Origin of the sequence: Rugamonas aquatica (assembly GCF_009380215.1) — a bacterium.
Lineage (GTDB): Bacteria > Pseudomonadota > Gammaproteobacteria > Burkholderiales > Burkholderiaceae_D > Rugamonas > Rugamonas aquatica_B.
In genome coordinates this window covers 33,574-53,161 of the sequence record NZ_WHUG01000009.1, presented here as the reverse complement: position 1 = coordinate 53,161, position 19,588 = coordinate 33,574, and the positions used below count along the sequence as shown (strand labels likewise).

19 protein-coding genes are annotated in these 19,588 nt (G+C 62.0%); 13 read left to right on the top strand and 6 right to left on the bottom strand.

Going from position 1 to position 19,588, the window contains the following annotated elements; all coding sequences use genetic code 11:
* Positions 1 to 6 precede the first annotated feature (6 nt).
* The 13 genes from traC (at position 7) to GEV02_RS20740 (ending at position 15,962) form a co-directional block, all read left to right on the top strand.
* Complete coding sequence (traC, locus tag GEV02_RS20800; RefSeq protein ID WP_152839891.1) at positions 7 to 2,571, top strand: type IV secretion system protein TraC; 2,565 nt, start codon at positions 7 to 9, stop codon at positions 2,569 to 2,571.
* Positions 2,568 to 2,918 carry a hypothetical protein gene (locus tag GEV02_RS20795; protein ID WP_152839890.1) on the top strand — a complete coding sequence of 117 codons (351 nt, stop codon included), beginning with the start codon at positions 2,568 to 2,570 and terminating at the stop codon, positions 2,916 to 2,918. The genes traC and GEV02_RS20795 overlap by 4 nt, the downstream gene beginning before the upstream one ends.
* Entirely contained in the window at positions 2,919 to 3,440 is a 522-nt protein-coding gene (traF, locus tag GEV02_RS20790; protein ID WP_152839889.1) for a conjugative transfer signal peptidase TraF, read from the top strand. It abuts the gene before it with no gap.
* Between the two features lie 12 nt (positions 3,441 to 3,452).
* Positions 3,453 to 4,121, top strand: a complete 669-nt coding sequence (gene traW / locus GEV02_RS20785) for a type-F conjugative transfer system protein TraW (RefSeq protein WP_235922865.1) — start codon at positions 3,453 to 3,455, stop codon at positions 4,119 to 4,121.
* Positions 4,118 to 5,128 carry a TraU family protein gene (locus GEV02_RS20780; protein WP_152839888.1) on the top strand — a complete coding sequence of 337 codons (1,011 nt, stop codon included), beginning with the start codon at positions 4,118 to 4,120 and terminating at the stop codon, positions 5,126 to 5,128. Before traW ends, GEV02_RS20780 begins: the two co-directional genes overlap by 4 nt.
* A 139-nt stretch (positions 5,129 to 5,267) precedes the next feature.
* Complete coding sequence (gene trbC, locus GEV02_RS20775) at positions 5,268 to 5,735, top strand: type-F conjugative transfer system pilin assembly protein TrbC (protein ID WP_174999223.1); 468 nt, start codon at positions 5,268 to 5,270, stop codon at positions 5,733 to 5,735.
* Positions 5,732 to 7,051, top strand: coding sequence for a conjugal transfer protein TraN (traN, locus tag GEV02_RS20770; protein WP_152839886.1), 1,320 nt, complete (start codon positions 5,732 to 5,734; stop codon positions 7,049 to 7,051). Before trbC ends, traN begins: the two co-directional genes overlap by 4 nt.
* The gene (locus GEV02_RS20765) at positions 7,045 to 7,455 is read left to right on the top strand and encodes a hypothetical protein (RefSeq protein WP_152839885.1); all 411 of its coding nucleotides are present in this window, start codon (positions 7,045 to 7,047) and stop codon (positions 7,453 to 7,455) included. Before traN ends, GEV02_RS20765 begins: the two co-directional genes overlap by 7 nt.
* Entirely contained in the window at positions 7,452 to 8,264 is an 813-nt protein-coding gene (traF, locus tag GEV02_RS20760; RefSeq protein ID WP_152839884.1) for a conjugal transfer protein TraF, read from the top strand. Before GEV02_RS20765 ends, traF (GEV02_RS20760) begins: the two co-directional genes overlap by 4 nt.
* Positions 8,265 to 8,274: 10 nt before the next feature.
* On the top strand, positions 8,275 to 9,717 hold the full coding sequence (locus tag GEV02_RS20755; RefSeq protein WP_152839883.1) for a conjugal transfer protein TraH: 1,443 nt from the start codon (positions 8,275 to 8,277) through the stop codon (positions 9,715 to 9,717).
* 9 nt (positions 9,718 to 9,726) lie between these two features.
* Positions 9,727 to 12,618 (top strand): conjugal transfer protein TraG N-terminal domain-containing protein, encoded by a 2,892-nt coding sequence (locus GEV02_RS20750; protein ID WP_152839882.1) that lies wholly within the window; start codon positions 9,727 to 9,729, stop codon positions 12,616 to 12,618.
* A 291-nt stretch (positions 12,619 to 12,909) separates the two neighbouring features.
* Positions 12,910 to 13,515: a hypothetical protein gene (locus tag GEV02_RS20745; RefSeq protein ID WP_152839881.1), complete on the top strand. Its 606-nt coding sequence runs from the start codon at positions 12,910 to 12,912 to the stop codon at positions 13,513 to 13,515.
* Between the two features lie 89 nt (positions 13,516 to 13,604).
* Entirely contained in the window at positions 13,605 to 15,962 is a 2,358-nt protein-coding gene (locus GEV02_RS20740; protein WP_152839880.1) for a hypothetical protein, read from the top strand.
* Positions 15,963 to 16,257: 295 nt separating this feature from the next.
* Here GEV02_RS20740 and GEV02_RS20735 read toward each other — a convergent pair whose 3' ends face one another.
* From GEV02_RS20735 to GEV02_RS20710, 6 genes are all read right to left on the bottom strand, one after another.
* Positions 16,258 to 16,962 (bottom strand): hypothetical protein, encoded by a 705-nt coding sequence (locus tag GEV02_RS20735; protein WP_152839879.1) that lies wholly within the window; start codon positions 16,960 to 16,962, stop codon positions 16,258 to 16,260.
* Between the two features lie 155 nt (positions 16,963 to 17,117).
* Positions 17,118 to 17,510 (bottom strand): DUF7079 family protein, encoded by a 393-nt coding sequence (locus tag GEV02_RS20730; RefSeq protein WP_456320531.1) that lies wholly within the window; start codon positions 17,508 to 17,510, stop codon positions 17,118 to 17,120.
* The gene (locus tag GEV02_RS20725) at positions 17,510 to 17,968 is read right to left on the bottom strand and encodes a hypothetical protein (RefSeq protein WP_152839877.1); all 459 of its coding nucleotides are present in this window, start codon (positions 17,966 to 17,968) and stop codon (positions 17,510 to 17,512) included. Before GEV02_RS20725 ends, GEV02_RS20730 begins: the two co-directional genes overlap by 1 nt.
* Before the next feature lie 146 nt (positions 17,969 to 18,114).
* Positions 18,115 to 18,450, bottom strand: a complete 336-nt coding sequence (locus tag GEV02_RS20720) for a hypothetical protein (RefSeq protein ID WP_152839876.1) — start codon at positions 18,448 to 18,450, stop codon at positions 18,115 to 18,117.
* Between the two features lie 83 nt (positions 18,451 to 18,533).
* A complete protein-coding gene (locus GEV02_RS20715) occupies positions 18,534 to 19,112 on the bottom strand; it encodes a PD-(D/E)XK nuclease family protein (RefSeq protein WP_152839875.1) in 579 nt (192 codons plus the stop codon).
* Positions 19,109 to 19,582 carry a CFI-box-CTERM domain-containing protein gene (locus tag GEV02_RS20710; RefSeq protein ID WP_174999221.1) on the bottom strand — a complete coding sequence of 158 codons (474 nt, stop codon included), beginning with the start codon at positions 19,580 to 19,582 and terminating at the stop codon, positions 19,109 to 19,111. Before GEV02_RS20710 ends, GEV02_RS20715 begins: the two co-directional genes overlap by 4 nt.
* Positions 19,583 to 19,588: the final 6 nt, after the last annotated feature.

Genomic DNA, 19,588 nt, shown 5'->3' with positions numbered 1-19,588 from the left:
AACCTGATGATATCGGCCAAGGAAGGCTTGCTGCACGCATTCGGGCTGCCGGAATGGATAGGCAGCATCCTGCGTACCGACGACAGCGAGGAATCGCCGCGCGACCGCTTTGCCAGCTGGCTGCCCTATCTCGCCTACGCGAAGGAGCATAAGGTATTCATCAATCGCGGCAGTCTCGGTGTGATGTTGGAAGTAATGCCTCAGTCCGGGGCCGACGAGCGCATGGTCGAGATCCTGATGTCGCTGTACTCGGCGTTCCCCGCATTGAGCGGGGTGCAGATCCAGTTGCTAGGGTCGCCGCACCTGGGCGAGATGCTGAGGCGCTATGCGTGCCAGCGCTGGGAGGACCACGACCAGATTGAAAAGTCCTTCGACTATGGACGGCCGGTGCGCAATGAAAATCTATACCGCCAACTGGCCCGCCAGCGCGTCGCCTACCTGCTGGACGCAGCGCAGCGCTCGCTGACCAGCGGCTTCCACTACACGGTGCGCGACTACCGCACCATGGTCAGTATCACCATGCCGGGCAGCGCGGACGACATCGGCAAACTTGAGCAGCTGCTGGTGGCCAGGGAGACGTTCTCATCGACCCTCAATGCGGCGCTGTATCCCAACAAGGTGTGCGACGCCGGCGACCTGATCAACTGGTGCGCGCTGTTCACCAATCCCGACAGGCTGCTGGTGCCGACCCAGTATTACCGGAACTATGACGACGGCCGTGAAGTGCGCGACCAGATTGTCGATTTCGACACCGTCCAGGATGCCACCGCGCGCGGCCTGATGCTGGGCAAGCTGGATTCGCCGCTGGAACTGGAGGCGCGCTTCATGTCGGTCAAGTCGTATCCGGCCGAGAACTACCTGTGGCAGATGGGCGCCTTGATCGGGGACCAGATGCAACCGGCGCTGCAGTACGCCAGCCCGTTCCTGCTGACCATGGGCCTGTTCATGCTCGATCCGATCAGCATCAGGTCAGCCGTGACCGCCAACCACGTGCGCGCGACCCAGAACGCGGAAAGCAAGATGGCGCGGGTGATGCCGGATGTGCAGCGCAAACTGGAGGACTGGAAGGCCATGGCGCAGGCGCTGGACGCGGGCCGCTCGATGGTGTCGATGTACCACCAGCTGGCCATCTTTGCCCCGCCCGATCGCGTGGCCCAGTGCTGCGATGCCGCCCGGGCGATCTGGCGTGCGCGCGGCTTCGAGCTGAACGCCGACGTCTATATGGCGCGCCAGGCCTTGCTGGCCAGCCTGCCGATGACACTGACGCCGCCCTTCCACCAGGACCTCAAGCGCATGCGCCGGGTTACCCGCAAGAGCTCCGCCAACGCAGTCCACCTTGCGCCGATGATTGCCGAATGGCGCGGCACGCGCACGCCCACCTTGCAAATGGCAGGACGGCGCGGCCAGCTGATGCAGTTGGACCTGTACGACAATGAACTCGGCAACCCCAGCTTTGCAGTCATCGGCGCGCCCGGTTCCGGCAAGTCGGTGCTGCTCAACGAGATCGCCTGGTCGTACCGCGCGGTGGGCGCCAAGGTCATGATGCTGGAACTGGGCCGCTCGTTCGAAAAACTGTGCCGCAAGGCCAAGGGCACGCACGTCGAGTTCGGGCCCACCTGCGACATCAACATCAACCCGTTCACCAAAGTCCAGGACATCAACGAAGACATCGACATGCTGGTGCCGGCCGTGGCAAAGATGTGCGCGTCGCACGGCACGCTGGACGAGCTGCAGTACAAGGCGATATCGGCGGTGATCCTGAAGCTCTGGCAGCAGTATGGCCAGGACCTCACCGTCACGGGCCTGCGCGACGCCTTCCTGACCGGAACGATCAAGGAATTCAACATACGCAACGACCGCCGCATCCGCGACCTGGGTGTGATGCTCAATCCCTATTCGAAGGGCGGCCAGTACGAGAAATACTTCGAGGGCAAGAACAACATCGACCTCGGCAACGACTTTATCGTGATCGAGAACGAGCAGCTCAAGCGCAAGCCCGACCTGCACGAAGTCGTCAACATCCTGCTGCTGTACCAGATCACCGGCGAGATGTATTTGAGCCGCAACCGCAAGAAGCTGTTCATGATCGATGAGCTCAAGCAGTTGATCGCCCAGACCGGCAGCAACGACACCATCATGCTCGCAGTGGTCGAGGAGGCGGCGCGCCGGGCCCGCAAGTATGGCGGAGCGTTGGGCACCGCCACCCAGGGCGCGGACGACTACTACAGCTCGGTGCAGATGGAGGCAGCGTTCAACTGCTGCGATTGGGTCTTCATGATGCGCCAGAAGGCGGAATCGATTGAGCTGCTGGAGCGCAAAGGGCGGTTGAGTATGGACGCCGGCAAGAAGCGCCTGCTGGGCTCGCTAAGGACAGAGCCCGGCGTGTATTCGGAAACCTATATAAGTTCGCCAGTCGGCGAAGGCATCGGCCGCCTGCTGCTCGATCCTGCCACGCTGCTGCTGTTTTCGAACAAACTCGAGGACAACGAACCACTCGACCGGTTGCGCGCACAGGGCCACAGCATTGACGACGCGATCAAGATTTTGCTGCATCAAAGGGGGTTGGCATGAAGAGCTACGGAGTGCATATGCTGTTGTCGCTGCTGGCGGCGGCCGGCTGCACCGCAGCCTACGACCACTGGTGGATCCGGCCGCAACTGCGGATCGGGGTGGTCGACGTGGCCACGGTCTACCACGAGAAGGAGGAGCAGTTCCGTCGCCTCGCGGCAGCCGGCGCGGCCGACCGCGGCGCGGATAGGGCCATGCTGATGGCCAGGCGGTTTGCCCAGCGCTTGCCGGCTGCGCTGGACGAACTGCCGGGCGAGTGCGGTTGCCTGGTGTACGACAAGTCGGTGCTGATGGGCGATGTGCCCAGCGCGCTCGACCTGACCGAGCGGCTGCGGGAAAAGGTGAAGTAGATGTGGCACGGCTGGCTAGCTCACCTACGGCAACGGCGCTGCAGCTATGTGTTGCTGGTGATGGCGTGGATCGCCATGATGTCGCGCGTGTTCGGTGTGCCCGTGCCATGGTGTCCACTGATGGTCAATGTCACGCCCAGCCTGCCTTATACACTGGCGTTGTTCGACTACTGGCACGGACCCTACCGTCGGGGCGACTATGTGGTGTATCGGTTCGACGGCGTCGTGTGCAAGCAATTTCCGGTGCTGCGCGGGCAACTGCTGTTCAAGCGCGTGGTTGGTGTCGGCGGCGACCGTATCAGCGTGCGGCAGCGTACAGTTTTGGTCAACGGCGCGGAGGTTGGCACCGCGTTGCGTCTGGCGCCCCGCGGTGTGGCCCTTGAGCCTATCGCCGCAGGGCAGATACCCGACGGAAGCTTCTATGTCCAGGGCACCAGTCCGGACAGTTTTGACTCGCGCTATCGCCAGAGCGGCCTGGTGCGGGCCGAACAGATCATAGGCGCGGTGGTACCGCTGTTCTAGCAGGAGGCAGTGATGTTGAGACGATGGCTGGACAAGGCAATGGCAGGCGGACTGGATACCGCGCTGCTGGGGTTGTCGTTGGCTGCCGCGCTGGCGCTGAGCCAGGTCCAGGCGCGGATTCTGGAGCCGATCGGGCCGGTGCGTCCGTTGGCCGAGCCCGACCTGCTGGAGCAGATACAGCAGCGCCTGGCCGAAAAGGCTCGCAGCGGTGAGCTGGCGGCATTGCAGCAGCAAGCGTCGCAGGCGACCTTGGCGGCGCTGCGGACCCCGGCGCCCGTCGCCGGGCTGGTCACAGACAGTAAGGCGCACACCAGTTATGTCGACCCCAGCTATGTGCTGGAGCGCGACATCGTCGACGCTGGTGGGCAGATCCTGTTCGGCAGGGGCATGCGGGTCAATCCGCTCGACGCCCTGGCCATGCCCGGCCAGTTGTTGTTCTTCGACGCGCGCGACGCCCGCCAGTTGAAGCTGGCGGCCACCCTGCTGGCGCACAACGATCATCCCATCAAGCCGGTGCTGGTCGGCGGGTCCCCAATGGAACTGAGCCGCCTGTGGCGGCGCCCTGTGTATTTTGACCAGACCGGCGCGCTGGCGAAGAAGCTGCACATCGTCCAGGTGCCGGCCATGGTGACGCAGGATGGCAAGCGCTTGCGCATTGACGCCTATGGGGTGCAACCATGAAACGGCTCTGGATGCTGGTCGTGGCGTTGCTGGCATGGGGCGGAGGCGCGCAGGGCGCCGGCCTGTCGACCTGCGTCGGCCGCATGCCCAACCTGATCGCCGATATCTGCTGGAGCTGCATGATGCCGATCTCGCTGGGGCCGGGACGGTTGATGGACGTGCGCAACCAGGAGGACAACGGCAGCAACCCATCCAATCCGGTATGCAGCTGCGTGGTCAAGCCCACCATCGGCCTGTCCACCGGCTTCTGGGAGCCCGCGCGCATCGTCGAGGTAGTGCGCAGACCGTACTGCCTGGTATCGCTGGGCGGGATCGACGTCGATCCCGGCATACCCGCGCCCGAGGCCGGGCGCAGCGCCGGTGTCAGCGGCGTGACCAGCGAGCAGTTCTACCAAGCGCACTACTACACCACCACGGTGGCGCAGTTGCTGTCGGTGCTGATGGACAGTCCCTGCATGGAAAAGGGCACGTTTGACCTGGCGTACATGACAGAACTCGATCCGCTTTGGAACGACGACATGCTGACGGCGATCCTGTCGCCGGAGTCGTTGTTGTTCGCCAATCCGATCGCGGTTGCGGCCTGTGCAGCCGACTGCGTGGCCGCAACCGCCGGCTTCGGATCGAGCAAGCTGTTCTGGTGCGCCGGCTGTCAGGGGAGCCTGTATCCGCTCAACGGGCATGCGGGCAGCGCCGGTGGAGGCATACGCGGCGCCGAGCTGATGGTGCAGCGCCTGATGGCCAAGCTGCACCGCTGCCTGGTGGCGTGGGGGTGGGAAGGGGAGGCGGCACTGTGCGGTCCCTACCTGATGCCCGAGATGGACAAGCAGGCGTACAAGGTGCAGCTGCTGTATCCGACGCCGCAGACCTACGGCGGCGTTGGAGGCCGCTGTTGCCAGCCATTCGGACGCTCGACCGTGCTATGGGGGGCCGGGCGCGAGTACCCGGTCGTGGGTGAAGACTTTACCTTCCTGCTGTTCAGGAAAAGGAACTGCTGTGCCGGAATATAACTTGACACGCGCCCTGTTAGTCGCAGGCCTGATATGCGGCCATGCCGGCATGGTAGCGGCCGCTGCGCCAGAGCGCGCGGTCGCGGCAGCACCGGCTCCGATGCCAGATCGGTTGCCGATCCCGGCTGCGGGCGCGGGCATGGTGGATCTGGAATCGCTGGCGCGGCAGCGCGACCGTGCCGGCGCGGCGCCTGGGCCGGCCCTGATGGTGTTCATCAGTTTCTCTTTGCCGGACGCCACGTTGCAGCGACTGGTCGAGCAGGCCGAAATCAGCGGCGCGGTGCTGCTGTTGCGGGGCCTCGAGCAGCAATCGCTGCTGCGGACCACCGAGCACGCGCGCCGGTTGATAGGCCGGCATCAGGTCGCATGGCAGATCGATCCCCGCGCGTTCCGGCAGTACGCCGTGCAACAGGCGCCCACCTTCGTGTTGGCGCGCTCCGGCGCCGGCAGTGGTTGCGGCGCGCTGCAGTGCGCCGCCGCCGCAGACTACCTGGCCGTGGCCGGCGACGTCAGCCTCGACTACGCGCTCGAGCACATGGCGGGCGCCGCGCCCGAGTATGCCGGTCTGGCCGGCCAGTATCTTGCCCGGATGCGGAGGCAGCGATGAAGCCGAGGATGGTGTGGTACACCTTGTGGTGCTTCAACTGGGCGCTGTGTGCGTCGGCCTATGGCCAGGCGCCCACGCCCATGCCCGAAGGCGTGGCCGCCAACGCTGCGATTGCGGCGATGATCAACCAGCCGACCGCGAGCACGGTGGTGCCCGGATATACCACCAATCCGCCCGAGCTGAGCCTGGCCGGCAAGGATCTGAAGGCGGCGGCCGCGCTGCGCCTGAACGCTTGCCTGGCCGCGCCAGCCGATCCGGTGTGCACCGGCCAGGTCGCGGCCACCAACGCAGCCGCTACGCCGCGCATCCCGTCGAGCGAGGTCGCCGCAATTGCGGCGGCGGCGCAGGCGATCGCGCGCGATCCGCTCAGTAGCCATGCGGCGATCGGCGAGTTTTACAGTGGCTGCAATGCACACGGTTGCCCGCCCAGCGGCACCTTTTGTTTCGGCGAATCCTGCTTCGACACCAAGGCTGTGGCCGATACGGATTTTGCCCAGACCATGAGCTTCATGGAGGCGGCCCGCGAGGCCGGGGTGTATCTGGACCCGGATCGCATCACCGTGTTCAACGGCGCGGGCGACTCCTGCCGCATGCGCGCGTTGAAGAACTGCTGCGGCACCGACGGCGCCGGCGTCAAGATGAGCAACGGCGGCGTATTCGGCTCGGGTTCCGTCCTGGTATACGACGTGCTGATGAATTCGGGCAACCGGGAATTCCTGTACCAGGGGGTGAAGGCCATGTTGACGGCGGACAGTTACGGCGGAACCTTCACCTCGTTTGGCGTCACTTTCGCTTCCGGCGGCACCGCGCTGCCATCCGGTTCCGTGTTGCTGACCAGCGGCGACAACTTCGCGGTTGCGTTCGATCCCTGGAGCCTGGCCATCATGGTGATCATCATGGTGGTGACCAACCTGCTCAGCTGCAGCCAGGCGGAGGCCAAGATGGCCCTGCAGGAAGGCGCCAAGCTGTGCCACAGCATCGGCACTTTTTGCTCCCACTGCCTGTTCCGCAATCCGTTCGGAGGGGGCTGCGCCGTGTGCGACACCTACTCCACCGGGAAATGCTGCTTCAACTCGATGTTGTCTCGGATTATCAACGAGCAAGGTAGGGCGCAGCTGGGCAAGGGTTGGGGTAGCGGGGACAGCCCGCAGTGCACGGGATTCACGGTGGCGCAGCTGCTGCGCCTGGACTTTTCGCGCATGGATCTGAGTGAATTCTATGCGTCGCTGGCGCCGAAAATCCCCGATGCCGGCAAGATCATCGACAGCGCGGTCAAGGCCGCGCCGAAGTGCTACGCAGGAGCGGGAAAATGCTGAGTTCAATGATGCAGCGCGCCTGGCGCGCTCTGGCGGGCGGGGTGTTGTTGCTGGCGGGGAGCTGCGCCGCTGGGCAGTCCCAGCGCGTGGTCGTGGCGGACCTGCGCCCGTTGATGCTGGCGGCGCTCGATAGTGCTGACGGCACGGCCCTGGGCGAAATCAGGGGCGATCTGTACCGCGCCGTGGCCGGACCGCTAGGCTTGTCCACCCCGCTGTTGCTGGACATTCGCACGCTGCTGCGCTACCGGCAGCCAGGGTGTGCGCGGCTGCTGCTGCACTTCCATCAGGAAGGGGTGCGCGCTTCGCTCGGCCAGGCGGCCGGGCCGCGCGCCATGGACGCCACGATTAACTACTGCCGCGACGGAAGGCCACCGGCGGCGTTGACACCAGCGGAGGGGCCATGAAGCCGATGCGATGGTTTACCGCAAGCGCCTGCGCCTTGTGGTGCGTGCTGGCCTGTGCCGGGTCGGGCGGCGAGGAAGACGCACAGCGCCGAGGGTGGCACTTCTACCAGGATCCTCCGCAGGAAGAGCCGGCGTCGCCGCCGGCGCCTCCGCGCAGCGCACCCGTGCCCGATGGTGCGGCCGAACTGGCCCAGTTCGACAGGTTGCAGAAGGAGCTGCAGCGCGCACGTGCCGTCGCGATCATGAAGCCGACCGAAGACAACGTGCGGCGCTATATGAATTATGAAGCGCTGGTGATGGGCAAGGCGTCGCAGTTCGCGGAGGTGACGCGGCGAGTGGCCTGGGCCGCGCCCGATCTGGATCCGACCACCCAGGGGCGGCCGGTGACGGCGGTGGCGGCGCAGGTCTACGACCGGGTGCAGGCACAGGGCCGCAGCGCCGCGCTGACGCGGCTGGGCCACGACCACGTGCTGCTGTTCTTCTTTCGCGGCGATTGCCCGTATTGCCATGCTTATGGGCCGACCCTGAAGCGCTTCGAAGCGACCTATGGCGTCAGGGTGGTGCCCGTAAGCCTGGACGGCGGCGGCCTGCCCGAGTTCCCGTCGGCCCGGACGGATAACGGCATCGCCGCGCGGCTCGGTGTGCGGCAGGTTCCCTCGGTGTTCCTGGCCCAACCCTTCAGCGGCTTGATTACCCCCATGGGGGTGGGCGTGCTATCGGTGAGCGAGCTGGCGGAACGGATGGTGTCGGTGGCGGGCAGCGAGCGGGAGGCGGCCTACGGCGGAGTCCGTACGGAGCCGTTGAATTGAGGGAGGCGATATGAAGCTGTACTGGAATGATGGAACTCGCCGGACGGCGGCTGCGCTGCTGTTGGCCTTGTATGCTCCGATGGTGGGGGCCGGCAACCTCGATGCCGAGATCAACAGCATGTTCAACAATCTGGGCGCGGTCGGCAATTACACTGCGCCGGGAGCGTTCCACGGCCAGGCCATGAATACGTTTTCCGGCGGCAGCCTGTCGGTACGCATTCCGAACAAGCGTTACCAGCTAACTGCGATTGCATACCCCTATGTGCGCGCCTCGTGCAGCGGCATCGACGCTTACGGCGGCGCCTTCTCTCTGATCAGCGGCAGCCAGTTGAAGGATATGTTGAAAAAAGTGACCAGCGCTTTGCCGGCCGTGGCGTTTCAACTGGCGCTGGAAGCGGTCACGCCGATGTTCGGCAGCTTGACCAAGCACTTCCAGATGCTGCAGCAGTTTGCTTCGAACAGTTCGAGATCGAGCTGCGAACTGGCCACCTCGCTGGTCGGCAGCGCCGCCGACATGGTGGGCTACCAGTCGGACAAGGCGTGCCGCGCCATCGCGCAAGACCTTGGGCTGGCCAGCGACGCCACCGAGGCGGAGTCGCAGTGCACGACCGACAAGGCCAGCATCCTGAACCAGGGAAAGACCAGTGCGGTGCAGGCGATCAAGAGCCAGGTGCCCTTCGTTGGCAACCTGGTATGGGAAGGCCTGGCCAACGTGCCGGTGGCGTCGGGCGGGCTGGACGACGAGGAAAAGCAGCTGATCATGAATATGGTCGGGACCGTGATCTACCATCCGGTGGAGGACGGGAAGGACGCCGAGCGTCTCGACGCGCGGCTGACCAGCATCAACCAGATACTGCACGGCGACGATAGCGCGTCCGGCGCCCCGCCGACTATCGAGATGTGGCGTTGCGACGAAACCGTGCACTGCGCGAATCCGCGACTGCAGGTCGTCCCGTTCACGCCCATCACGGCCAAGGTGCGCGGTTTCATGCAATCCTTGCTGGACCACCTGCGCACCCGCACCCCCATACCGAACGACTCCCCGGAAGTCGGATTCGTGAATATCTCCGGTGAGCCGGTGTACCGCATGCTCAGCATTGCCAGCACCTCGCCCGATGATTCGGTGGCGCTAAGCCTGATGGACACCTACCAGGAAGTGTTGGCCGCAGACTATGGCTTCCAGCTGCTCAGGCGGGAGCTGGCGGTCGGCCTGATCGCGCTGGACAAGAAGAGCTATCTGAACCCCATACAGGCGGACGACGCCAGAGCATTGCAGCAGCGCATCAGCGCCCTGGTCGCCGGTTTGCAGCAGGAAAAAACAGCGCAGTACGCGATCATCCAGACCGTCGATACGATGAGCACGCGCCTTGAGTCGCTGAGCCGTCAGATGCGGCGCAATGTACCCGACCGCATCGGCGCCATGCTCGGCCGCGCAGCCTGGTTGCAGCGTTAGGGTGCTGCGATGTCGATGCCGCTTGAAGTCTACTGCTACGGCAACGGCGCCAGCCTCGCCGGCGTTTTCAACGCGATCGCCATGGTCAGCGGCGCGGGGAACTTTGCCATAGCAGTCGGTTTCGTGCTGGTGTGCGGCTTCATTATCGCCATGCTGGCCTACGCACTCGCGCCGCAGCGCCTGGCAGGATGGCAGTGGCTGGCGAGCATGACGTTGGTGCTGACGGTGCTGTTCGTGCCCAAGCAGGAGGTCGCGATCATTGAGATAGGTGGCGTGGACCCACCTCGCATCGTAGACCACGTACCCTTGGGGGTGGCCTCGCTGTCTAGCATGATCAGCACGCTGTTTCACGCGCTGACCGACTTGATCGAGACCTCCTTCCAGACCATACCTATTTCTGGAGGGGTGCTGCCAGCCGAATTGTCCTATCAAAAAAATGGCCTGATGTTCGGCAGCCGGGTGGTCACCGCCGTCAACGCCGTCAAGTTCAGCGATCCGGTATTCCGAGCCGACCTGCTGAACTTCATTATCGATTGCACCGCGCCCGACCTGGCCATGCCGGTATCGGCCGGAGGCCTGGATCCCAAGGCCTTCGCCCAGGCGACCGATGTCTGGGCGATGATGGCGTCACCGAACCCGGCCCGCTTCACGTCGATCACCACCAACACCGGCCCGGTGCTGAAAACCTGCCCGGATGCTTACGCGATACTGAATACAGCGATGCCCGGCCACCAGACAACGTTGCTGGCCTGGTTGGCCCAAAAGCTGCACCCGACCACCGCCGGCGGCGCGACTGCGGCCGATATGAGCGACGAGGTACAGCAGGCCTACCTGAGAGCCGGGCTGGCGACGGCCTCCGATGACGCCCAGAAAATTGTTCTGCAGGCCGCGATGATCAACGCGATCGGCGATGCGGCGCAACTCGACTCGGCCCACAGCGGCGACACGTCCGCCGTGTTGATCGGGTTGGGCGAGGCCCAGGCGCTGCGCCAGACCAATATGACGTGGCAGGCGTACGCCAAGGTCGCTGAGCAGGCACTACCTGTGGTGCGCAACGTAATCGAGGCCATGCTGTACGCGATGTTTCCCATCGTCGTACTGCTGTTGATGTTGACCTACGGCCGCGAAACGGCCCGGGCTGTCGGCAACTATGCCGAGATCATGATCTGGATCCAGTTGTGGCCGCCGTTGTATGCAATCCTGAACTACATCAGCTCCATCTACGCGCAGCAGGATCTGCTCTCGTCCGCCTACGTCGCCTCCGGGATTTATGGGCTAACCTTGCAAAGCAAGGCGATCGTCGACAGCACCAGCCTGTCGGGGCAGGCCGTGGTCGGCTACCTCACCGTCTCGATTCCCTTTCTGGCCTGGTCCTTGCTGAAGCGAATGGAAACCTTCGGCACGGCCGTTGCGGGCGGCCTCACCGCCCTGCAGGGCACCCTCAGCTCGACGGTCGGTGCGGCTGCCGCGGGCAACGCGTCCCTGGGCAATCTTACGCTGGGCCAGGTCAACGCCTCGCCGTCGATGAGTTCTCCGTTCTTTACGCGCAACCAGGACCACGCCAGCGGCGATACCACGACCAGGAACGTGCTGAGCGGGCGCGAATCCATCAGCAGGCTGATGAACCAGGGGGCGGGCGAGATCAAGATCGCGCACAGGGTAAGCAGCCAGGAAGCGACCGATGCCAAGAGGTCGACCCTAGCGGCGGAGCAAAGAATGCAGAGCGATCGCAGCGCTGTGTCGACCGCACGGGTCGAGGCGTTGACCTGGCTGAGCCATCACGGTGGCGGTGTACGAAACAACGATGGCGTCAGCACCGATCAGACCCAGAGTGTCCTGACCAGCCTTGCCGATGTACGCGGCATAGCTGAGCAGCACGCCAAGGACTGGAATATCAGCACCGATGAAGGCGTTCAGCTATTGCTCAAGTCCGGCGTCGAGGGCGGTGCCTCCCTCGGGATGATCATGGGGGCGGTCAAGGCCGCCGGACTACCCAAGCCGATCCAGAAGCTCGCCAACGCGATCGACGTCGGGGTAAAGGGTGAAGCCAGCGGCGGCTACAGCTGGAAAGGCGGGATGACGGAGTCCCAAAAGCAGGCGCTCGCCACGTTGAACCAGGATGAACTGCGCAAGGTGGGCCAAGTGGGTAAGGCCGTCAGGGAGCAGAACGGATGGGAACGTTTGCTGCAATCCGACACCCAATCGGGGAAGGACATTGCCGCGCGCTTGCAGCGCGCCGAGAGTGCAGAAAAGGCGTCCAGCGCAGAATTCAACCGCGCGATGCAGTACAGTGAAAGCGTGTCGCACGCTGTCGGCGACGAGATGACGGTCTCGATCGATCTGGCCAGGAGTCCCGATAATCCTGAGCTGTTCCATAGACTGAACAGCGCCAGCCGTCCGGATGGACAGGCCGCGTTCCTGAACTATGCCAACGCGATCGCGGCGGCGCAGACGACGGTGGCGCGCGGCGCGGTGTCGGCACCGGTTCAGTTTAAAGACGGCACCCAGGTTCCGCAGTCCGCCGAAGAGGTGGAGCTGCAATACCAGAAAGCGTTGGAGCGGCTCAGGTCGGAGGCGGATATCGTTGCTGTCCACACCGCCAACGCACGGCTGGTACCGGGTGCGCCGGCTCCGGAGCAAGTGCGCCCTAACGTGGAGGCATTGGTCGATCCGGTCCAAATGCGGAAATTCGAGGACAAGCAGCAGGCGCATCGGGTCCAATACGAGAAGGACTTCCAGGCAACCGTGCCGTCGTTCGACAAGTCTGCTGGCAGGCGCGCCAAAGGGGAGCTGAAAAAGGTGACCGATGGCCTCTATCGCGGCAAGAGCGTGGTGGATGGTCTCGACGGAGCCAAGCCGTCGGCAGTGACAAAGCAACCCGGTCCTTCCGATAAGCACTAGGTACGCTGACTCAGGCTTGAGCTGTGACGCACAGTTTGTTGCGGCGCTTAGCGTGCCCAAGGGCGGTGCAATAATTGGTGAGTTATTTCAGTAGTCAAAATGATATGCTGGAGCATCGTTGGGACATGTACTGATCGAATCATTCCTTGAGTCGCACGCGTTACGCTGCTGGCGACGTAACATGCTATATAAAAGCCATCAAGCTTTAGAATATTTTTGTAAATATATCAATAGGCTTGGTACATCGCTGCATTAACATCAAGTTTTTTCACCGGACCGCTAGGGGGACGTATGTTGCGAAACCAGGCAATTAGCTATCGCGGATTCATTCGTAACTGCACCCTTGCCTGCGCGCTGCTCATACCGGCGGTTGTGTTGTCAGCGCCTCATAAGGTGATTGATTTGCGAAAAATGTCTGACTCAAGCGGGGAGTACTCAGTGTCGCTTTGCGCCAGACCGTCTCCCGGATCGGCAGCCCTGCCGGGACACGCGTTCGTTGCCTTTAGTTTCATCCCAGCGTCCGGTGGCGATCCCCAGTTTGTAGCCCTGGGTTTCACGACCAATTCCGCAGTGAAGGGCCTGCTGTCCTTTAGCGCGCTGCTCGCAACGCCGACAGGATATCTTAAGGAGGAGATCCTTTCACATGTGCAGGAGAATTGCTTGGTCGCCTTGGTGAACCGGCAGGACTTCGACAACGCCTATGCTAAGACGAGGCTGTTCGCTGGTCTTCCAGGTTTCGGCGATTCGCCATACATCGCGGTGTACTCCTTAACGCAGAACGACTGCGTTACCTTCATGACTGGCGTCGCCAGCGTGCTCGATGGGGTCACTGTCCCCGAGCGGAACCTGACTGACCTGCCTATGGACTATATGCGCAAACTTATCGATGCGAACTGACCAGCGCCTCGACGTGCTCATTCATAGTCGCCAGCGTGGGAACGCATCACAAAATGACGGAGGGGCTCGCAATGAAAAGGATGTGGTTCTTGTTCTTCAGCGTTTTGCCAGCCTCATCGACACTTGCGGCAGATCCGTCGCCTAGTTATTTCCAATACTTCCCCGGCAGCCCCTTTACACTTGGCCGCGGCTTTGTGCAAAACGACCTCAACAAGCAGTTCGTGACTCAGTGCGTCACAGGTGTCCCTGTCGACGCAGTGGATTCGCAAGGGCTTCAGTTCAGCGAGTTCGAGACCTATCTCGTGAGAGACTATTCCACTTTGCTGGATAAAATGGGATTCGACATCCATGTGTCTGCCCACTCGCCGACGAGTAGTTTCGACGCCAGCTACAAAGATCAGCGTCAGCGTATAGAGGACCGAAGCAGTCTCACAGCGGTCGTGCAGATTTCGGGCGAATACAGCCCCGTCGTGCTCAAGGACGCTAGACTGGCCCCTGAATACAGCGAAATGCTCCAAAAGGGGCTCATCGACAATTTTATTACCGAATGCGGAGCGCGCGTTGTTAATAAGGAGCGGCGCGGCATCCGGTTAAACGCCATCATCACGATCTCGAATACATCGAACAGGGTCCGCCAGCAGATCGACGCCAGTATAGGCGGGAGCTACGGGGGCGGAAGCCTCACCGCTGAAGCGAAAGCGACGTTTAACAAGGAGTTTGAACAGGCCAAACGGGAGTCGCGTGTTAGCGTCAAGATCACTGCAATCGGTGGACAAGGGACTGACGCTTTTGAGCAGATGATCGCGGCGTCGATTAAAGACATCACGTCGATCGATGGGGTTGGTCAGGCGTTAGCAACCTACGCCAAAACCCTGACTAAGCAGAACGCCGGCGTCATCGGCTACTGGGTAGCTGACATGCCTGCGCTCGCTGTAGCTGCTAAGGATCCGTGGATCCAGGAGAAGCAGAGTCAACTTGAACGTCTGGCCAATTTTTACCGGACCGTTCGAGACAAGCGCGATGCTATCGACAGGATCGTCACGAAACAAGACCCGCGCTATGCGGCATATACGCCCGAATCTCTAAGCAAGCTGGCCGCGCAGCGCGACAACGCCGACAGCCTCGTCATGCAAATCCTCCAGATACATGGCAGCTGCAAAGCCAGCTATGAAAACAGTTTCCCTACCGCGTGCGCAATTCCGACCGCCGTGAAGAGTGGCGCAGCCGATCTGGCATCCATACCACTCATAGGCCCGCCACAGGTCGATTATGCCTTGGCGGTTCGAGTCGGTCCAAGTCCTGACCAGACGACCATGGCAGATTGGTCTTGGGCTGATGATCGCGCTGTGGTGCGGCTCCTTGATCGTCAGCCATCGCGAGCTTCGCTTCTTGATTATGGGAGTACGCCTTCTTTCTTCGAGGATGGTTTTTTCCGTGACGTTCCTAGCGAGGTCGCGGACGCTAAGCATGCGATTCTTGGGGTCAGGGTCACGTCTGAATACCTGGAGGCGGTTCGCGTCAAATTTGTCGCGGACAGCGGGACTTTCAGGACCGGATACCAAGAAAACCCTTACATCATGAGGGAATTCGGAAAAGCTGTTCTCGATGGCTACGATTTAGAGGGACCGGCGCCCCGACCATTTGACGCAGAAAGCCGCCACAGCCGATTCTTCGTTATGCAGACGGCCAGTATAGTGCCGCCACCGCCGGCGCCATCCAGTTGCAAGGCAGGATTCTTCAGTAACCATCCCGAATGCCTCGATTATCGTCAACGGTATACGGGGCCTCTCCGCTGGCAGCTCAAAGCTGCGGACCATCTCTATCCCTGGATCGACTTTTCCGCCGTTGTGCAAAACTGGATCGCGGATGGTCAAGCGTATTCGGGCACAGGGCGCCTAGTCATGGAAGCGAAGGACCGATTTGGGGGAGCAACGACGTTCAATCTGATCAGGTTTGCTTGGGATCTGGACCAAAACCTTCAAATCGGTCGCGTAAAGTACAGCCTGAGCGATGGTAGCCGGGAAGAGCGGTGGTTCGTTAAAAATCTAGGAGATGTCTCGCTCAACTTCCCGGTGCTCGTTCGCAAATTCAGATGGGCAGGTGAAGGCAAAGAGACTAGCGGCTCTAGTGCGTTCCCAGCATTGACCGACAAATGGAGCGAGCTCACCATCAAGTATTGCCCATCAACAGCGACGGTTCAGCCGCAGAACCCTGGTCAATCAAGCTATCTCACAACAAACGTGAGCACCGACCGACGTACAGCCACGGCCGCATACAATTGGACAGAGCCTCCACACAAAATCTCGTTGCCGATTGTTGGAACGACGGTGTTGCCAACTACCCCTGGCCCCTTTGTCATTGATGTTGCCCTTCGTTCGGTTGTGAAAGTGAAAGAGACAAGTTTCGGATTTCCAGATTTCTTCGACACGGACGATGGCTGTCAGTAGCCACATGTAGCGTCCCGGGCCCCGTACAGATCGTCGGCGCCCTGAATGGCCCCATAGGACCGCTCAAGGAGGCTTTCAAAGCGATCCGTATGACCAAGGCCGGGGGCAGAAGCACTGCAATGACCCGCAATTCTGCCGCATTCAGCAGCCCCTTAGTGGACGGCCGCCCGTGCGATCACACTCAGTACGGCAGTATGTTCCATGTGCGGCCGCGCTGTCTGCCGAAGGCTACCAGACCACGACGGCCATCTGCCGACCACCGATACCGGCGCTACTACGCGGGTCGGGGGACAGTCTACAAGGCATCCTTGCCGGAGAGCGTTACGTTGCGCAGCATGCCGCCAGGTCCCTCCCGCTGCCAGATCGCATACATGGCAAGCAGCGTCCGCTGCTTGCCATTGGTCGCAATGTATCCGCTACCGTAGCGGCTGAAGTTTAAGCCTCGCCTCGCATGGTACTTGGGGCTGACGGCCGAAATGCGATCCTTCTCGGGCATTTCTTGAAAGAAGGGATGCAGATCACCCTTTACGCTATCGGAACAAAGGTAGTCGAGACTGCTCGGCAGGAGCGACGCGCCATGAAGGGCCGCGTACAAGGCGTCGCCGAAGGTGATGATCTCAGCCGGATCGCCCAAGTTGCCGAAATTGTCGATTCCAACGATAGACACGATCGGAATGTGCACCAGGTCAGGAAACTGTGTGCTCACGACATGGCGAGGACGCGTGTCGGCGAAGTGGGCGCACGCTTTCCAGGTTTCGGGCGTGTGGATGACGTGGTCTGAAAATGGCGCGCTGCCCCATCGGCAGAACTCCTCACCGCATTCCTTACGCCGCAGTTGATCAATCGCCGCATGAGGCTCAGGGTAGCCCCCCAGGCCTGCAGCATGAACGCCAGGCATCTGGTGCAGCTGACGGCTATTCCTGACTGCCGGAAGGATGGACTCGGCAGGTCGGGATGGGAACAGCGCCGGGAGTAGCCTTGTGAGCAAATTTCTCATCATTCTGTATTCTGTTCAAAGCCGGTTTTCGTCACGAGATCTGCGTGCCTGATGTGGCGAATTTGGTTACGGCATTAAAAATCGTCGGTGCGGCAACACATCGAATGATGGCACGGGGATGGTCGTCAGCGAAGGAAAATCGGGTGCCAGCAGAAGCCCTATCGCCCGCAAGATGGGACTGCTGTCCTGACGTGCTTCACTCGCTGCACCACCGAGGGCCATTGCTGGCAAAAGTAGCGCTTAAGCGGATTCAGTCGCCATGATAAGTAGAAGCGAGGCTTGTAGCAGTCCAGGATGCGCCCTCGGATGAAATCTTCATCCCAACCCGCCCATTCGCCTGCTATCGCCATGAGGTTTGGCAAGAAAGCGGGCCAGACTTCGGTGAACATTATCCACTCCAACTCATCGACGGAATAGGGTGAAGCAGCGCAGATCTTCGCGATGTGGGAGATATCTCGATCGGTGAGTGCCGTGTCGCGGAAGAATTCCGTCATGGCCGCCCAAACCGGCGAACGGTTCGCAATATCCTTCATTGGATTTAGTAGCGCCATCACATTTGAACATCGAAGAAGCCGTGTCTGCCAGCTGTCGCGCGCGGAAGCGGAGTGAACATCATTTGACCCGACACGCGCGTTCCGGTCAAGCCTGGGCGCGTGTCCGCCCGTGGCGGAAACTGCAGCGCATGCGGACAGCGCGTGTCGACAGAACGTGGGCCCCACATTGCGCACGGACCGGCTCGGCCATGGTAGTCCACAACACTGCAGGTGGGATCGATGTCGCCCATGTGGTCGACCGGCCAGGTGCCGTCGCTGGGCAGCTCATGCCGCGCCATGTAGATGACCAGCGTCGCGCCGATCAGCGGGATGAGCAGAACCAGTGCGGCCTGCGCCCAGCGTTGCCCGGAAGTGTAGAAGGGCGAGCTGAGAACCTGACGTAGAGCGTATGCGTCCAAGCCCGACAGTACCAAAGCCAGCATGATCAGTAGCCATTCCGAATATTCGTGCAGCATCAACTTTCTCCCTTGTGGTTGCAGATCCAAGTGGGTAGGCGGATGATGCGCAGCCTAACTGATACACGCGTGCGGCCGGCCTAATACGGCATGCCGCCACGCTTGTTCGGGGCCATCGGTAAGCGAAGAGCGGGTCGGGAACCGCACTACTCGGGATTTCCGCCCCACTCGGTCAGGCTGGAATAGTAAGCGTTCATGGGGTTATGGCGCATGGTGCCGTCATACCGATCATCGGCGTGGAAGTCGACCAACGAATGATCAAAAAAATCCTGTCCGGCCGCCAGCGAACGCCTGGTCGTTCTACCGTGCAGGAAATCGGCGACCTCTTCGTCGCTGGGGTCGTCGTGTGCCTGAAGGGCCATCATCAAAAACGTCGGCAAGCCGACAACGACGGCGATAAGCGCGAGCATCGGGTCTCGGTAAGCCAGCCAGTGCAAGGCCAGGACTGCTGTGGCGACAAATATGGATTTGATGGTGACCATGTAGTATCTTTCGGAGCGGTTTGGTTAGTGACAGTCGATCTTTAGACGCCGGTGTGGTTGTATGGTTCTCTGCAGAGCGGGCCTCAACCCTGAGAGCGGCTGTGGCCGGGACGACCAGACGCCTGGTGCAGCCGGTGTCGTACAGCGCGCGCTCCCGGCTCGCATTCGGCGCGATAGCTGCACTTGGCGCACAGCGCATAGCCATCGTTGCAGGCGGGTTCAATGGTTCCGTCCAGGATAGCGCGGCGCCGTTGGTATAGCGCGACCAGCTGATCGCCGGAGAGCAGATTCACGCGGTGGAACCGGCGCTCGCCGTCGACCTGGGTGGCCACGTATCCGGTGCCGCTGACTTGGAGATCGGTGGATGCCGTGATCGCCAACCGTTGCGCTGATAATTCAATGATGTCGTTCGGGTAGATGCTGTGGCGCACGCGGGTCTTCAGTTCGAGCAGGTAGTGCATGTTACCGATGCGGTAGACCCGGTCCACCCTGGCCACCAGGTGGAACGGAGTCATCGTCTCGAACAATTTTTCTGAATAGGCAATGGTGGCATTGCGCAGCTCGCGCGGCATGCCGGCACCGGGATCGGCGCTGCGCCTGCCGCGGTACTGCAGCAGTACCAGAACGGCCGCGATCAGGACGAGGATCGCGCTCGCCATCATGGGCGTCTCCCGTTGTGGCGGTCGAGCACGGCTTCCGCAAGCCATACCGCCGTCGCAACGCCAAGCCGAACCGGCGGCAGCAGGCGCGGGTGCCGTTGCATGAGCCGGCACAAATCGGGTGACAGCCGATAGTAGAGACGTATCAGTGCACGGCCCATGATGGTGGGGCGCAGCAGCGCGTCACGGAATCGGCGCAGCACCTCGGTCGCGGGATCGTCAGGGCCGTAGAGCATGGTGGCGACGAAGCACCACGGCTTGCCGGGCAGGGAGGCTTGCGGCGGCTGCAGGCTGCGCACGGCTTCTGCGTGGAAGCGCCGGTGCTCGACATTGCCACGCTCGATAGCCGCCGTGCGTTGGCGCCCGGGACGCATGCCGCCCCTGTGCTCGTAGCGCATGAGACGCTCGCAAGTCCCCATTTGCGCCAATTGTGACGCGGAGACCACAGCATGGTCGGCGGATCGCTTGTCCATGGCGTC

Bases quoted from the DNA above. Each gene is read 5' to 3' on its own strand.
- GEV02_RS20755 (WP_152839883.1), top strand. From the start codon at position 8,275: ATGAAGCTGTACTGGAATGATGGAACTCGCCGGACGGCGGCTGCGCTG.
- GEV02_RS20750 (WP_152839882.1), top strand. From the start codon at position 9,727: ATGTCGATGCCGCTTGAAGTCTACTGCTACGGCAACGGCGCCAGCCTC.
- GEV02_RS20735 (WP_152839879.1), bottom strand. From the start codon at position 16,962: ATGATGAGAAATTTGCTCACAAGGCTACTCCCGGCGCTGTTCCCATCC.
- GEV02_RS20710 (WP_174999221.1), bottom strand. From the start codon at position 19,582: ATGGACAAGCGATCCGCCGACCATGCTGTGGTCTCCGCGTCACAATTG.
- GEV02_RS20765 (WP_152839885.1), top strand. From the start codon at position 7,045: ATGCTGAGTTCAATGATGCAGCGCGCCTGGCGCGCTCTGGCGGGCGGG.
- GEV02_RS20730 (WP_456320531.1), bottom strand. From the start codon at position 17,510: ATGGCGCTACTAAATCCAATGAAGGATATTGCGAACCGTTCGCCGGTT.
- trbC (WP_174999223.1), top strand. From the start codon at position 5,268: ATGGTGGATCTGGAATCGCTGGCGCGGCAGCGCGACCGTGCCGGCGCG.
- GEV02_RS20795 (WP_152839890.1), top strand. From the start codon at position 2,568: ATGAAGAGCTACGGAGTGCATATGCTGTTGTCGCTGCTGGCGGCGGCC.
- GEV02_RS20745 (WP_152839881.1), top strand. From the start codon at position 12,910: ATGTTGCGAAACCAGGCAATTAGCTATCGCGGATTCATTCGTAACTGC.
- traF (WP_152839889.1), top strand. From the start codon at position 2,919: ATGTGGCACGGCTGGCTAGCTCACCTACGGCAACGGCGCTGCAGCTAT.
- traN (WP_152839886.1), top strand. From the start codon at position 5,732: ATGAAGCCGAGGATGGTGTGGTACACCTTGTGGTGCTTCAACTGGGCG.
- GEV02_RS20725 (WP_152839877.1), bottom strand. From the start codon at position 17,968: ATGCTGCACGAATATTCGGAATGGCTACTGATCATGCTGGCTTTGGTA.
- GEV02_RS20780 (WP_152839888.1), top strand. From the start codon at position 4,118: ATGAAACGGCTCTGGATGCTGGTCGTGGCGTTGCTGGCATGGGGCGGA.
- GEV02_RS20715 (WP_152839875.1), bottom strand. From the start codon at position 19,112: ATGATGGCGAGCGCGATCCTCGTCCTGATCGCGGCCGTTCTGGTACTG.
- GEV02_RS20720 (WP_152839876.1), bottom strand. From the start codon at position 18,450: ATGGTCACCATCAAATCCATATTTGTCGCCACAGCAGTCCTGGCCTTG.
- traW (WP_235922865.1), top strand. From the start codon at position 3,453: ATGTTGAGACGATGGCTGGACAAGGCAATGGCAGGCGGACTGGATACC.
- traC (WP_152839891.1), top strand. From the start codon at position 7: ATGATATCGGCCAAGGAAGGCTTGCTGCACGCATTCGGGCTGCCGGAA.
- traF (WP_152839884.1), top strand. From the start codon at position 7,452: ATGAAGCCGATGCGATGGTTTACCGCAAGCGCCTGCGCCTTGTGGTGC.